This is a genomic window from Actinomadura sp. KC06, assembly GCF_004348735.1.
GTDB lineage: Bacteria > Actinomycetota > Actinomycetes > Streptosporangiales > Streptosporangiaceae > Spirillospora.
On record NZ_SMKT01000057.1, the window covers coordinates 21,432 to 34,756 of the forward strand.

At 72.2% G+C, this 13,325-nt stretch carries 11 protein-coding genes; all 11 read left to right on the forward strand.

The window, feature by feature from the left end; all coding sequences use genetic code 11:
• Positions 1-11 precede the first annotated feature (11 nt).
• The 11 genes from E1287_RS19625 (at position 12) to E1287_RS19675 (ending at position 13,312) form a co-directional block, all read left to right on the forward strand.
• Complete coding sequence (locus E1287_RS19625) at positions 12-1,346, forward strand: aspartate aminotransferase family protein (RefSeq protein ID WP_131966445.1); 1,335 nt, start codon at positions 12-14, stop codon at positions 1,344-1,346.
• A 45-nt stretch (positions 1,347-1,391) separates the two neighbouring features.
• Positions 1,392-2,456, forward strand: a complete 1,065-nt coding sequence (locus tag E1287_RS19630) for an ABC transporter substrate-binding protein (RefSeq protein ID WP_165969090.1) — start codon at positions 1,392-1,394, stop codon at positions 2,454-2,456.
• A 7-nt stretch (positions 2,457-2,463) separates the two neighbouring features.
• A complete protein-coding gene (locus E1287_RS19635) occupies positions 2,464-3,363 on the forward strand; it encodes an ABC transporter permease (RefSeq protein ID WP_131966447.1) in 900 nt (299 codons plus the stop codon).
• Positions 3,356-4,189: an ABC transporter permease gene (locus tag E1287_RS19640; RefSeq protein ID WP_131966448.1), complete on the forward strand. Its 834-nt coding sequence runs from the start codon at positions 3,356-3,358 to the stop codon at positions 4,187-4,189. Before E1287_RS19635 ends, E1287_RS19640 begins: the two co-directional genes overlap by 8 nt.
• A complete protein-coding gene (locus E1287_RS19645) occupies positions 4,186-5,343 on the forward strand; it encodes an ABC transporter ATP-binding protein (RefSeq protein ID WP_131966449.1) in 1,158 nt (385 codons plus the stop codon). Before E1287_RS19640 ends, E1287_RS19645 begins: the two co-directional genes overlap by 4 nt.
• Positions 5,344-5,373: 30 nt before the next feature.
• Positions 5,374-8,388 (forward strand): aminotransferase class III-fold pyridoxal phosphate-dependent enzyme, encoded by a 3,015-nt coding sequence (locus E1287_RS19650; protein WP_131966450.1) that lies wholly within the window; start codon positions 5,374-5,376, stop codon positions 8,386-8,388.
• A gap of 1 nt (position 8,389) precedes the next feature.
• Positions 8,390-10,060: an amidohydrolase gene (locus E1287_RS19655; protein ID WP_131966452.1), complete on the forward strand. Its 1,671-nt coding sequence runs from the start codon at positions 8,390-8,392 to the stop codon at positions 10,058-10,060.
• Positions 10,061-10,153: 93 nt separating this feature from the next.
• Positions 10,154-10,396, forward strand: a complete 243-nt coding sequence (locus E1287_RS19660; protein WP_131966454.1) for a hypothetical protein — start codon at positions 10,154-10,156, stop codon at positions 10,394-10,396.
• On the forward strand, positions 10,393-11,418 hold the full coding sequence (locus E1287_RS19665; RefSeq protein WP_243719220.1) for a MoxR family ATPase: 1,026 nt from the start codon (positions 10,393-10,395) through the stop codon (positions 11,416-11,418). The genes E1287_RS19660 and E1287_RS19665 overlap by 4 nt, the downstream gene beginning before the upstream one ends.
• Positions 11,415-12,368: a DUF58 domain-containing protein gene (locus E1287_RS19670; RefSeq protein ID WP_131966456.1), complete on the forward strand. Its 954-nt coding sequence runs from the start codon at positions 11,415-11,417 to the stop codon at positions 12,366-12,368. The genes E1287_RS19665 and E1287_RS19670 overlap by 4 nt, the downstream gene beginning before the upstream one ends.
• Positions 12,365-13,312, forward strand: a complete 948-nt coding sequence (locus tag E1287_RS19675; protein ID WP_131966457.1) for a VWA domain-containing protein — start codon at positions 12,365-12,367, stop codon at positions 13,310-13,312. The genes E1287_RS19670 and E1287_RS19675 overlap by 4 nt, the downstream gene beginning before the upstream one ends.
• The last annotated feature ends 13 nt before the right edge of the window (positions 13,313-13,325 follow it).

The following is a 13,325-nucleotide window of genomic DNA, read 5'->3' on the forward strand; positions in this document are numbered from 1 at the left end:
GGGCGACACCAATGGCGATCGAACAGCAGGCGACCCGGCCCACCGGCCGGGAGCACGACGACCGCGCCCGGCGGCTCGCCGACCTGGACGCCCGGACGGTCATCCACCCGCACAGCGTCATCGGGGCGCCGGCCGAGCCGCTGATCCTCGACCGCGGCGACGGCGCCGTGGTCTGGGACGTCCAGGGCAGGCCCTACATCGACGGCACCTGCGGCCTGTGGCAGTGCCCGGTCGGCCACGGCCGCCCGGAGCTCGCCGCGGCCGCCGCCGAGCAGATGGCGAAGCTGGAGTTCTACTCGTCCTTCGGGGACTACTCCAACGAGCCGTCCATCCGGCTGGCCGAGCGCCTGCTGGAGCTGGCGCCGCCGAGCATGCGCCGGGTCTTCTTCACCAACGGCGGGTCGGAGGGCAACGAGACCGCGATCAAGCTGGCGCGGCTCGCCCACCACCACGCCGGACGGCCCGAGCGCTTCGTGATCCTCGCGCGCACCGGCGGTTACCACGGGATGGGCGGCGGCTCGCTCGCCGCCACCGGCATCGACCGGTTGCGCGCGGGCTACGGCCCGCTGATGCCGGGGATCGAGTTCCTCGGCAAGCCGCACGGCATGGGCGGCGCGGACGTCACCGACGCGCTGGTCGCCGAGCTGGAGGAGCGGATCGAGCGTGTCGGCGCGGACAAGATCGCCGCGTTCGTCGGCGAGCCGGTGCTCGGCGTCGGCGGCATGGTGCCGCCCCCGGCCGACTACTGGCCGCGGGTGCAGGAGGTGCTGCGCCGCCATGACATCCTGCTGATCCTGGACGAGGTCGTCACCGCCTTCGGCCGGATCGGCCACTGGTTCGGCTGCGAGCGGTACGGCATCGAACCGGACATCATCGTGACCGCTAAGGGCCTGTCCAGCGGGTATGTCCCGATGGGAGCGGTCCTCGCGGGCGAACGCGTGCTGGAGCTGGCCGACGGCGCCTCGTTCCTGCACGGGTTCACCTACAACGGCCACCCGGTCGGCGCCGCGGTGGCGCTGGCCAACATCGAGATCCTGGAGCGCGAGGGGCTGCTGGAACGTGCCGACGTGCTCGGCCGGAAGCTGCTCGACGCGTTGAAGCCGCTCGAACGGCTGGACCACGTACTGGAGGTGCGCGGCGTCGGGATGATGCTCGGCGTCGAACTGGACCCCGCCGCCCTGAAAGAGACCAACGGGGCGGCAGGGGTACAGGCCGGCGCACGCGCCGACGGCGTGATCGTCCGGGCGTCCGGCGACACCATCGTCCTCTCACCGCCCCTGGTGATCGACGAACAACAGCTGGACACGCTCGCCCGTGTCCTGACCAAGCACGTCGCGGCGGCCTGACGGGGCAGGACACGCGAGGCCCGTACCAGACCTGCGGAGGAAATCGTGCGGCTCACCAAAAGCAAGACCGGCAGGACGGCCAGATTCGCGGCCGCCGGCCTGGCCGTGACCCTGGCGGCCGCGGCCTGCAGCATCGGCAACGCGAGCGACGACGACGGCAAATCGCTGACGTTCGTCTCCACGGGCGCGCCGTTCCAGGACTACCAGGCCGAGGCGTGGCAGAAGCCGTTCACCGCCGAGACGGGGGTGACGTTCCGCAACGACGGCCCGGTCGACGAGGCCAAGATGAAGACGATGGTCGAGGCCAAGAAGGTCACCTGGGACGTCGTCGACACCAGCGCCGCCGCGACCGCGCAGTACTGCGGCAAGTACCTGGAGAAGCTCGACTTCTCGATCATCGACAAGACCAAGTTCCCGGCGGGGACGGTCAACGACTGCGGCGTGCCCGCGTTCTTCTACAGCACGATCTTCATGTACAACACGCAGAAGTACGGCGCGAACCCGCCCACGACCATCGCCGACTTCTTCGACGTGAAGAAGTACCCCGGCAAGCGGATCGTGCCGCCGGAGATCTCGGTCGGCCTCCTGGAGGCCGCGCTGCTGGGCGACGGCGTCCCGCAGGACAAGCTCTACCCGCTGGACCTGGACCGGGCCTTCAAGAAGCTCGACCAGATCAAGAAGGTCACCACGTTCGCCAAGACCTACGGGCAGATGCAGCAGATGATGGTCGACAAGCAGATCGACATGGGCCTGATGCTCAACGCCCGCGCCTACCAGGCGTTGAAGGCCGGCGCCCCGTTCAAGCCCGTCTGGGACAAGACGATCGTGAACTGGGACGACCTGGTGATCCCCAAGGGCTCCAAGAACAAGGAGAACGCGATGAAGTTCATCGCGTCCGCGTCCGGGGACCAGCAGTCGGCCAAGATGGCGGAGCTGGCGTCGGTCCTGCCGATCAAGGAGACCATCCAGCCGAAGTTCGACCAGTACCAGCAGCAGCTCAACGCGTACGCGCCGGAGCGCAAGGACAGCATCGTGCGGTCCGACGCCGTCTGGTGGGGCCAGAACTTCGACCGGGTCACCGAACGCTACACCGCGTGGCTCTCCGGGTGATCAGCCGATGAGCGCCCCGACCACCTCGGCGCCTTCGCCGGCGGTCACCAACGGGGCCGGCCTCGCCGGCCGGCCCCGGCGGGCGATGGCGGGCTGGTTCATCCTGCCCGCCACCGCGCTGCTGCTGGTGTTCTTCTGCTACCCGCTCGGCAACATCATCTGGCGCAGCTTCACCGACCCGTCCGCCGGGCTGGGCAACTACACCGGCCTGCTGGACGACGGCGTCTCCGTCACCGTGCTGACGCGGACGCTCGTCACCGCGCTGATCGTCGGCGTCTGCACGCTGATCATCGCCTACCCGTACGCGTACGCGATGACGAGGGTCTCGCCGCGCACCCGGAACCTGATGACGGTGGTGGTCCTGCTGCCGTTCTGGACGTCGATGATGGCCCGCAACTTCGCCTGGTACATGCTGGAGCAGCGCGGCGGCCTGATCGACGACGCGTTCTCCGCGATCGGGATCAACGGCGTCGTGCTGCTGGGCTCGGTCGCCGGGGTGGCGGTCGCGATGGTGCAGGTCATGCTGCCGTTCGCGGTGCTGCCGCTGTACTCCGGGATGGAGGGCATCGACAAGCGGCTGCTGGACGCGGCGACCAGCCTCGGCGCGCCGCGCTGGCGGGCGTTCGCCCGGGTGTACCTGCCGCTGTCGCTGCCGGCCGTGCTGTCGGGGTTCACGCTCGTGTTCATCCTGACGCTCGGGTTCTACGTCACCCCGGCGCTGCTCGGCTCGCCGCAGCAGTCGCTCGTCCCGCAGCTGATCGCGACGCGGGTGACCGACCTGCTCGACTTCGGCGGCGCGGGCGCGCTGGGCACGGTGCTGCTGGCGATCACGCTGCTGGCGCTGTTCGTGGTGTCGAGGTTCGCCAACCTCTCGTCCACGACCGAGAAGGCGGTGACCAATGAGTGAGAACGCGCAGGCCCCGCTGAAGAGCGGCGTGCGGGCCGGGCGGGACGGCGGCCTCGGCTGGGGCCTGAAGATCATCGTCGGCCTGATCGGGCTGCTGCTGATCGCGCCGACCGCCGTGGTGATCCCGATGAGCTTCTCCGCCGGGACCACGTTCCAGTTCCCGCCGGACGGCTGGTCGCTGCGCTGGTACGAGTCGTTCTTCACCTCCGAGCGGTGGATGCGCTCGCTGCTGACGTCGGTGCAGATCGGGCTGCTCGTCGCGGTGACGGCGACCGTCCTCGGCGTCGCGGTGGCCTTCGGGCTGAACCGGACGCGCTTCCGGGGACGCGGCGCGATCCGCTCGATGATGATGGCGCCGCTGATCGTGCCGAGCATCGTGGTCGCGGTGGCGATCTACGGCGTGTTCCTGAAGTGGCAGCTCAACGGCACCGCCGTCGGGTACGTCGTCGCGCACACCGTGATGGCGCTGCCGTTCGTGGTGACGGTCATGTCGACCAGCCTCGCCGGCTATGACCGGACGCTCGACACCGCCGCCGCGACGCTCGGCGCCACCGCCTGGAGGACGTTCTTCCGGATCACGGTGCCGCTCGTCGCGCCGGGCGTGCTGTCGGGGTTCGTGTTCGCGTTCGTCATGTCGCTGGACGAGGTCGTCATCGCGCTGTTCCTGCAGACGCCCGACATCCAGACGCTGCCCGTCCAGATGTACAACTCGATCACGCTGGAGATCGACCCGACCATCGCCGCGGCGTCCAGCCTGATGGTGGTGGCGACCAGCATCGTCCTGCTGATGCCGCAGTTCGTTCGCCGCAAGCGGAGCACATCATGAGCCAATCCGACAACAGCAGCAGCCACGGGATCCGGATCGCGGGCGTCTCGAAGGTCTACTCGGGCACGTCCCGTCCGGCCGTGGACGACGTCTCCCTCGACATCGCGGACGGCGAGTTCATCACCCTGCTGGGCCCGTCGGGGTCGGGCAAGACGACGATGCTGTCGATGCTCGCCGGGTTCGTCTCGGTGTCGGCGGGGTCGATCGAGATCGACGGGCGCGACGTCTCGCGGCAGAAGCCGCACCGGCGGAACCTCGGCGTGGTGTTCCAGCAGTACGCGCTGTTCCCGCACATGACCGTCGCGAAGAACATCGCGTTCCCGCTCCAGCAGCGGAAGATGACGAAGGCGCAGATCGCCGCGAAGGTGGGCGAGGCGCTGAAGCTCGTCCACCTGGAGGAGTACGCGGACCGGCTGCCGAGCCAGCTGTCCGGCGGGCAGCAGCAGCGCGTCGCGCTCGCCCGCGCCGTGGTGTACCACCCGCGGGCGCTGCTGATGGACGAGCCGCTCGGCGCCCTGGACCGCAAGCTCCGCGACGAGCTGCAGCGCGAGATCGCCAGGATGCACCGGGAACTGGGCATGACGTTCATCTTCGTCACCCACGACCAGCACGAGGCGCTCACCCTCTCCGACCGGATCGCGGTGTTCAACGAGGGCAGGGTCGAGCAGGTCGGGACGCCGTCCGAGCTGTACGAGCGGCCGCGGACGCTGTTCGTCGCGCAGTTCCTCGGCGAGTCCACGTGTTTCCGGGGCGCCGTCGACGTTTCCGGGGGCGTGCTGCGGTGCGGCGGCTTCACGCTGCGGGCGCCGCGGCTGGACGCCGGGCTCGACGGCAGCGACGGGGTCGCCGTGATCCGTCCGGAGCGGCTCGAACTGCACACGGACGCGGCCGCCGCGCCGGACGGGCACAACCGGGTGCGCGCCACCGTCACCGAGATCGTCTACGTCGGCAACCACCACCAGGTGGGGCTGCGGTTCGGGGACGGCACGAGCGGCTCGGCCATGCGCCTGGCCGGCCGGTCGCTCCCGGCCGTGCCGGGCGAGGAGGTCACGGTGAGCTGGGACCCCGAGCACCAGTCGATCGTGGCCGACCCCGCCGACGAACCGTCCTCGGGGCACGCCGCCGAGCCCCTGGGCGCCACCGCCGGCACCTGACCGCCGCCGACCACTAGGAGTTCCTTGCCGATGGCAGCCCAGACCGGACCCGACGAGCGCTTCGAGCGGATCACCGCGGGCGTCCCAGAACTCGCCGACGAGCGGCTCCGGGAGATCCTGCGCGACCGCTACGGGCTCGACGCCGCGTCCCTGCGCCGGCTCGCCGGGGAGACGGACCAGAACACCCACGTCGTGGACGCGGACGGCGCCGAGTACGTCCTCAAGGTCAGCGACCCCGCCGACCGCCGGGCGATCGAGTTCCAGACGGCGCTGCTCGCGCATCTCGCGGAGCGGGAACCGGGCGTGGTCGTCCCCCGGACCGTCGCGGACGTGTCGGGCGCGCCGGTCACGTCGGTGCCCGACGGCGGCGGACGCGAGCTGCCGGTCCGGCTGCTCAGCTGGGTTCCGGGCACGCCGCTGGCGGAGGTGGGACGCCGGTCACCCGAGCTGCTGGCGGACGTCGGCGCGGCGGCCGGGCGGCTGACCGCGGCGACGGCGGAGTTCGTCCATCCCGCTCCCCCGGCGCCGCACTACTGGGAGTTCCCGCACGCGGGCGCGGCGCTGGCCGCGTCGATCGGCCACGTCGGCGACGCTGGGCTGCGGGCCGCCGCCGAGTCGCTCCGCGACCGGTACCTGCCGCTGCTGGACGAGCGGTTGCCGGAGTTGCCGGTGGCGGTCGTCCATCACGATCTCAACGCGTTCAACATCCTGGTCCGCCGGGACGGCGGGCGGCGCCGCGTCTCCGGCGTGATCGACTTCGGTGACGCGCTGCCGACCGCGCGGATCGCGGACCTGGCGGTGCTGGCGTCCAGCGTGATGCGCGGCGCCGCGAGCCCGCTCGCCGTCCTGGCGACGCTGGCCGCCGCCTACCACGACGCGTGCCCGCTGGCCGAGGCGGAGCTGGACGTGCTGTTCCCGCTGGTCGCGGTGCGGTCCGCGACGGTCGCGGTCACCGCCGCGCGGCTCGACGCGGAGCGGCGGCACGGCGACCCGCGGCACCGCTCGGCAGCCGCCGCCGACCTGGTGCGCGCGCTTTCGGACATCCCGGCGGACGTGGGACGCGCGACGACCAGGCACGCGTGCGGGCTGCCGTCGCATCCCGCCGGGCCTGCGGTCACGACCTGGCTGGCGGGCAACGCCTCGTCCGCCGTGGCCCCGGTCGACGGCCCGCTCGCCCCGGTCGACCTCAGCGCGTCGTCCGCGATCTACGACGGCGCCGATCCGCGCAATCACGACTCGTTGCGGGCCGCCGCGAGTGAGGAGATTCTGCGCCGCCGCCCGAACGTGCCGGTGGGCCGGTACGGCGAGCCGCGCTTCCTGGCCCCTCGCAGGCGCCGCAGCACCGGGCCGGACGAGCCCGCCAACGTCCACCTTGGAATCGACCTGTTCGCCGGTGCGGGAACGGCCGTCCGCGCGCCTTTGCCCGGCCGAGTCGAGGCGTCGGACGACGTCGCGGGAGTCGATCTCGTCCTGCTGCACGAGCCGGTCGAAGGCGTCCGATTCAGGACGCTCTACACGGGCCTGACCAGTGCGGCATCCGTGGGCGACGAGATCGCGGCCGGCGGACGGATCGGGCAGATCGCGCCGGGTGGTGCGCTGCCGCCGCATGTGCGCGTCCAGGTGAGCGTCGCGCCGCTCGACGGCTGGACGGGCGTGCCCGCCGCCGTCCCCGACTCGGAGTCGGCGATGTGGCAGGGCCTCTTCCCCGACCCGACGCCGCTGCTCGGCGCCCAGAACGCGGTCGCCGGGTGGACGTCCGGGATCGGCAAGGCGCTGGAGGGCCGCCGCACCCACCTGCCCGACAGCCACCCGATGTACTTCAAGCGGCCGATCAGCATGGTCAGGGCCCGGGACTGCCGGTTCTACGACGAGGAAGGCCGCTCCTACCTGGACGCCCTCAACAACGTGACCCTCGTCGGCCACAGCCACCCGCGCCTCGTGGAGACGGCATCACGCCAGCTCGGCCGCCTCAACACCAACACCCGGTTCGTGTACGACACGCTCACCGAGTACGCCGAGCGGCTCACCGCGACGCTGCCGGACGGCCTGGACGTCGTCTACTTCGTCAACTCCGGCAGCGAGGCGAACGACCTGGCGCTGCGCATGTCCCGCTACCTGACGAAGCGGGACGACGTCGTCATCATCGACGACGCCTACCACGGCTACACCTCGGTCGTCTCGGACGTGAGCCCGTCCCGCTACAAGCACTACGGCAAGCCGGACACCACGCACCCGACGCCGAACCCCGACCGGTACCGCGGCGCGTACGGCTACGACGACCCGGACGCCGGGGCCAAGTACGCCCGGCACGTGATCGACGAGTTCGACCGGCTCGCCGCCGAGGGCCGCGCCCCCGCCGCCTACCTGTTCGAGGCGCTGCTGGCGGGCGGCGGCCAGGTGGTGCTGCCGCCCGGCTACCTCGCGCCGATCTTCGCCGCGGCGGCCGAACGCGGCGTGCTGACGATCGCCGACGAGGTCCAGGTCGGGTTCGGGCGGCTCGGCGAGGCGTTCTGGGGTTTCCAGACGCAGGGGCCGGACGTCGTCCCCGACTTCGTGACGATGGGCAAGGCCATGGGCAACGGCTTCCCGATGGCGGCCATGGTCACCACCCGGGAGATCTCGCGGGCGTTCGACCCGACCGGACGGTTCTTCTCGACGTACGGCGGCAACCCGGTCGCCTGCGCGGTCGGCCTGGAGCTGCTGAACGTCGTCGCGGACGAGGGCCTGCAGCACAACGCGCTCGTCGTCGGCCAGTACCTGCGGGACCGGCTGGCGGGACTCGCCGACCGGCACCCGCTGATCGGGGACGTCCGCGGCCAGGGCTTCTACAGCGGGGTCGAGTTCGTCCTCGACCGCGAGAGCAAGGAGCCCGCCTCCGACGAGACGCTGATCATCTGCGAGCGGCTCAAGGACGAGGGCGTCCTCGTGTATCCGACGGGCCCGGCCTGGAACATCCTCAAGCTCAAGCCGCCGCTGACGTTCACGCGGGCGGACGCCGACGAGTTCACCGACACACTTGACGACATTCTCGAAACGGGCTGGTGATATGGCTGACCACGCGGACAGGGCCGGACACGCGGACATGGTGCTGCTCGGCGGCAAGGTCCTCACCGTCGACGCCGGGTTCACGGTCGAGTCCGCCGTCGCGGTGACCGGCGACCGGATCACGGCGGTCGGCGACGACGACCACGTCCGGGCGCTCGCGGGCCCGTCCACCGAGGTGATCGACCTCGCCGGGCAGACGGTGCTGCCCGGGATCAACGACGCGCACCTGCACCTCGCGCTGTTCGGCCTGTCCGGGCCGCCGTTCTCCGTCGACCTGAACGGCATCGACTCGCTCGGCGCGCTGAACGACGCGCTCGCCAGCGGGCCGCCCGGGCCCGGCGGCAGCCGCTGGCTGATCGGCGAGGGCTGGCGGGAGGCGAACATCCCCGAGTTCGACGCCGACGTCCCAGGCCCGCACCGTTCCCTCATCGACCAGGCCACCGGGGACCGGCCGACCGTCCTGCACCACGCGTCCCGGCACTCGGTGCTCGTCAACACCGCCGCGCTCACGATCGTGGGCATCACCCGCGACACCCCGGACCCGGCGGGCGGGCAGATCGTCCGCGGCCCGGACGGCGAGCCCACCGGCCTGCTGCTCGAAGGCGCGAAGGGGCTGATCAACGACCACGTCCCGGCCCACTCCGAGAATGAGCGGCTGGACGCGATCGAGACCGCGATGCGGACACTCAACGCGCTCGGCATCACCAGCGTCACCGACCCGATCGTCTGGCCGGAGCTGCTGCGCGACTACACCACCCTTCGCAGGGACGGCCGGATGACGGTCCGGGTGAACACGCTGATGCACTGGGACTGGCCGTCCCCGGCGAGTGCGTCCGACCGCTTGGAGAAGGCACTCGGCTACGCGGGCCTGTCGACCGGGCTGGGCGACGACTGGCTCCGGATCGGCGGCTGCAAGCTGTTCGCGGACGGCGTCCCCACGCAGGGCACCGCGTGGCTGCACGACCCGTACCCGTCGGGCTGCCACGGCCACCTCATCACCCCCGGCGACGACGACGAGGCCCGCTACGAGGAACTGCTCCGGATGATCGAGCTGGCGCACCGGAACCGGCTGCAGGTCCAGGTGCACGTCACCGGCGACCGGGCCGCGGACGCCGCCGCGGACGGGATCATCCGCGCGCTCAAGGCCGACCCGTGGCCGCGGGCCCGGCACGCGCTCCTGCACGGCACGCTGCTCTCCGAGGACTCCTACGCCCGCCTCGCCGAGCACGACATCAGCGTGATCACCAGCTCGCTGATGAAGTCGCACAGCGGCGCGTCCATGACGCGGTCGATCGGCGCCGAGCGGTGGTCGCGCGCGTTCCCGGCCGGTGCCCTGCTCGCGGCGGGGGTACACGTCGCCGACAGCTCCGACGCGCCGGTCACCTATCCCGACTGGCGGCGCGGCATCGCCACGTTCGCGGGCGCGGCCCCGGGGCCGTACTCGGACGTCCCGCCCGACCTGCGCCTCACCCGCGAGCAGGCGATCCGGCTGTGGACGACGGCGGGCGCCTACATCGAGAACGCCGAGGACCGCAAGGGGACGATCACCCCGGGCAAGCTCGCGGACCTCGTCGTCTTGGACGGGGACGTCCTCGCCGCCGACGACGACGCGTTGCAGCAGATCAAGCCCACCCTGACCCTCGCGGGCGGACGGGTCGTCCACTCCGCCTGAGCCGTTCCTTAAGTCCGCTTTCGCTCCTTCTTGTTGTGATCGTCGCGTGCCGTCCCGACGGTGGGCGGCCGGACACGACAAGGGGGAGAGAGCATGGCTCTCAGCCGACGCACGAGGATCGTCGTCGTGGTGGCCGGGCTGGCCGGAGCGGCCACGGTGGCCGCTGGCGGCGCGGCGCTGGCCGATTCCGGGCCGGAGCCCGTCCGCACGCAATTGCAGATCGTCGACTACCAGCCCGCCAAGGCGGGGACGCCCGGCAAGGACTGCCCAGAGCGTGACGGCGGCGCGAGCGGTGGCGGGGCCCCGGCCGAAAGCCCGGCCGAAGGCGTGCAGTGACCGGCGGCCTCGACGCCGCCCGCGCCCTGCCGCCGGCGACCGCGCTCGCGGAGCGGGCGCTGTTCGAGGTCAAGCGGGTCATCGTCGGCCAGGACCAGATGATCGAGCGGATGCTCGTCGCGGTCCTGGCCGGCGGCCACTGCCTGCTGGAGGGCGTGCCGGGCGTGGCGAAGACGCTGGCCGCGCAGACGCTCGCCACGGTCGCCGGCGGGTCGTTCGCGCGGCTCCAGTTCACCCCGGACCTCGTGCCCGCCGACATCGTCGGGACGCGGATCTACCGGCCGTCCACCGAGGGCTTCGACATCGAGCCCGGCCCGGTGATGGCGAACGTCGTGCTCGTGGACGAGATCAACCGCGCTCCCGCCAAGGTGCAGTCGGCGCTGCTGGAGGTGATGGCGGAGCGCCAGGTCAGCATCGCGGGCCGGACGTTCCCCGTGCCGTCGCCGTTCCTGGTGATGGCGACGCAGAACCCGATCGAGTCGGAGGGCGTGTACCAGCTGCCGGAGGCGCAGCGAGACCGATTCCTGCTGAAGATCGACGTCGGGTATCCGTCCGAGGCGCAGGAGCTGGCGATCGTCTACCGCATGGGGGTGCGCCCGCCCGAGCCGAACCCGATCCTGGACGCCGCGGACGTGACGGCGCTGCGGGACGCGGCCGTGGACGTGTTCGTCCACGACGAGGTCGCCCGGTACGCGGTGCGGCTCGTGGCCGCCACCCGCGACCCGTCCGGGCACGGCGTCCCGAAGGTCGCCGGGATGCTCGCCTACGGTGCCGGGCCGCGCGCGTCGCTCGGGCTGATCGCCGCCGGACGGGCGCTGGCGCTGCTCCGGGGCCGCGAGTACGTCCTCCCGGGCGACGTGCGCGACCTCGCCGGTGACGTGATCGCGCACCGCCTGGTGCCGTCGTTCGACGCGCTCGCCGACGGCGTGGACGTCCGCACGATGGTCGCCCACATCGTGGCCGCCGTCCCGATGCCGCAGGTCGCGCCCATGGAAGCGAACGACGACGGCAGGGCCGCATGAACGAGCAGCGTTCGGATGAGCAGGGGCTGCGCAACCTGGCGCCCGAGCATGCGCTTCGCCGCCTGGAGCTGACGGTCACGCGGCGCCTGGACGGGCTCCTGCAAGGAGATCACCTGGGCCTGCTGCCGGGCCCGGGGTCGGACCCGGCCGAGGGCCGCGAGTACGTCGCGGGCGACGACGTCCGCACCATGGACTGGAACCTCACCGCTCGGATGACCGCGCCGCACGTCCGCGACCGCGTCGCCGACCGCGAGCTGGAGACCTGGGTGCTGGTGGACGCCACCGCCAGCATGGACTTCGGCACCGGACGGCTGGAGAAGCGCGACCTCGCCGTGTTCGCGGTGGCGGCGGTCGGGTTCCTGACCGAGCGGACCGGCAACCGGCTGGGCGCGCAGATCGTCCACCACGACCGGATGCGCCGCGTCCCGGCGCGTACGGGAAGGGCGCACCTGCTCGGCCTGCTGGGGACGCTGCTGTCCGCGCCCCGGAGCCCGGCCGGGAGCGGGGACGCGTCACTCGGCGCGGCGGCGGAACTGCTGCATCGCACCGGAGGCAAGCGCCGGGGGCTGGCGGTCGTGGTCTCCGACTTCCTGGAGCCGGTGGAGAGCTGGGAGCGTCCGCTGCGGCTGCTCGGCGCCCGCCACCAGCTCCTCGCGGTCGAGGTCGTCGATCCGCGCGAGCTGACGCTTCCGGACGTCGGCATGCTCACGCTCGTCGACCCGGAGACGGGCCGCAGGCGCGAGGTCCCCACGGCCGGGCGCAAGCTCCGCGAACGGTACGCGGACGCGGCCGTCCGGCAACGGGAGGAGATCGCGGCCGGGCTGCGCCGGGCCGGGGCGACGCACCTGCGGCTTCGCACCGACGGGGACTGGGTTCGCGACCTCGTCCAGCATGTGCTGGCGCAGCGGCGCATCGCGAAGGCTGCGCCCCCTCCGGGAGGTGCGGCGTGAGCTTCCTCGACCCCGTCCGGCTGCTGTTGCTGCTGGGGCTGCCCGTCCTGGTCGCCGCGTACGTGGTGATGCAGGTGCGGCGCGGCAGGTACGCGGTCCGCTTCACCAACCTCGCGCTGCTCGACAAGGTCGCGCCCGCCAAGCCCGGCTGGCGCCGCCACCTCCCCGCGGCGGCGTTCCTGCTGATGCTGGGCCTGTTCGTCACCGGGTTCGCCCGTCCGGCGGCGGACGTGCGGGTACCGCGCGAGCAGGCGACGATCATGCTGGCGGTCGATGTGTCGGCGTCGATGGAGGCAACGGACGTGCGGCCGAACCGGCTGGAGGCCGCCAAGGACGCCGCCCGGACGTTCCTCGGACGCGTCCCCGACCGCTTCAACATCGGCCTCGTGGCGTTCTCCGGCACCGCGTCGGTCGCCGTCCCGCCGACCACGGACCGGCAGGCGATGCGCACCGCCATCGACGGGCTGAGGCTCGGCCCGCGCACCGCGATCGGCGAGGGCATCATCGCCTCGCTGGACGCGATCGCCGGGTTCGGCGCGCAGTTCGGCGAGGACGCGCCGCCGGGACGCGTCGTGCTGCTGTCCGACGGCACCAACACCGCCGGGCGCAGCCCCGAGGAGGGCGCCAGGCGCGCCGTCCAGGCCCGCGTCCCGGTGTCGACGATCGCCTACGGCACGCCGGAGGGCGTCATGATCCAGGGCGGCCGGGAGATCCCGGTGCCCGTCGACGGCCCCGCGCTGGAGCGCCTCGCCCAGGACTCCGGCGGCCGCTTCTACGAGGCCGCGTCCGGCGACGAGCTGCGCGGCGTGTACGAGGACATCGGCAGCAGCATCGGCTACCGCACCGAACAGCGGGAGATCTGGGGCTGGTTCATCGCCGCCGGCCTCCTCCTGTCCTGCGCGGTCGCGGCCGGGTCGCTGCTGTGGTTCTCGCGGCTGCCATGAGCGACCTGAACGA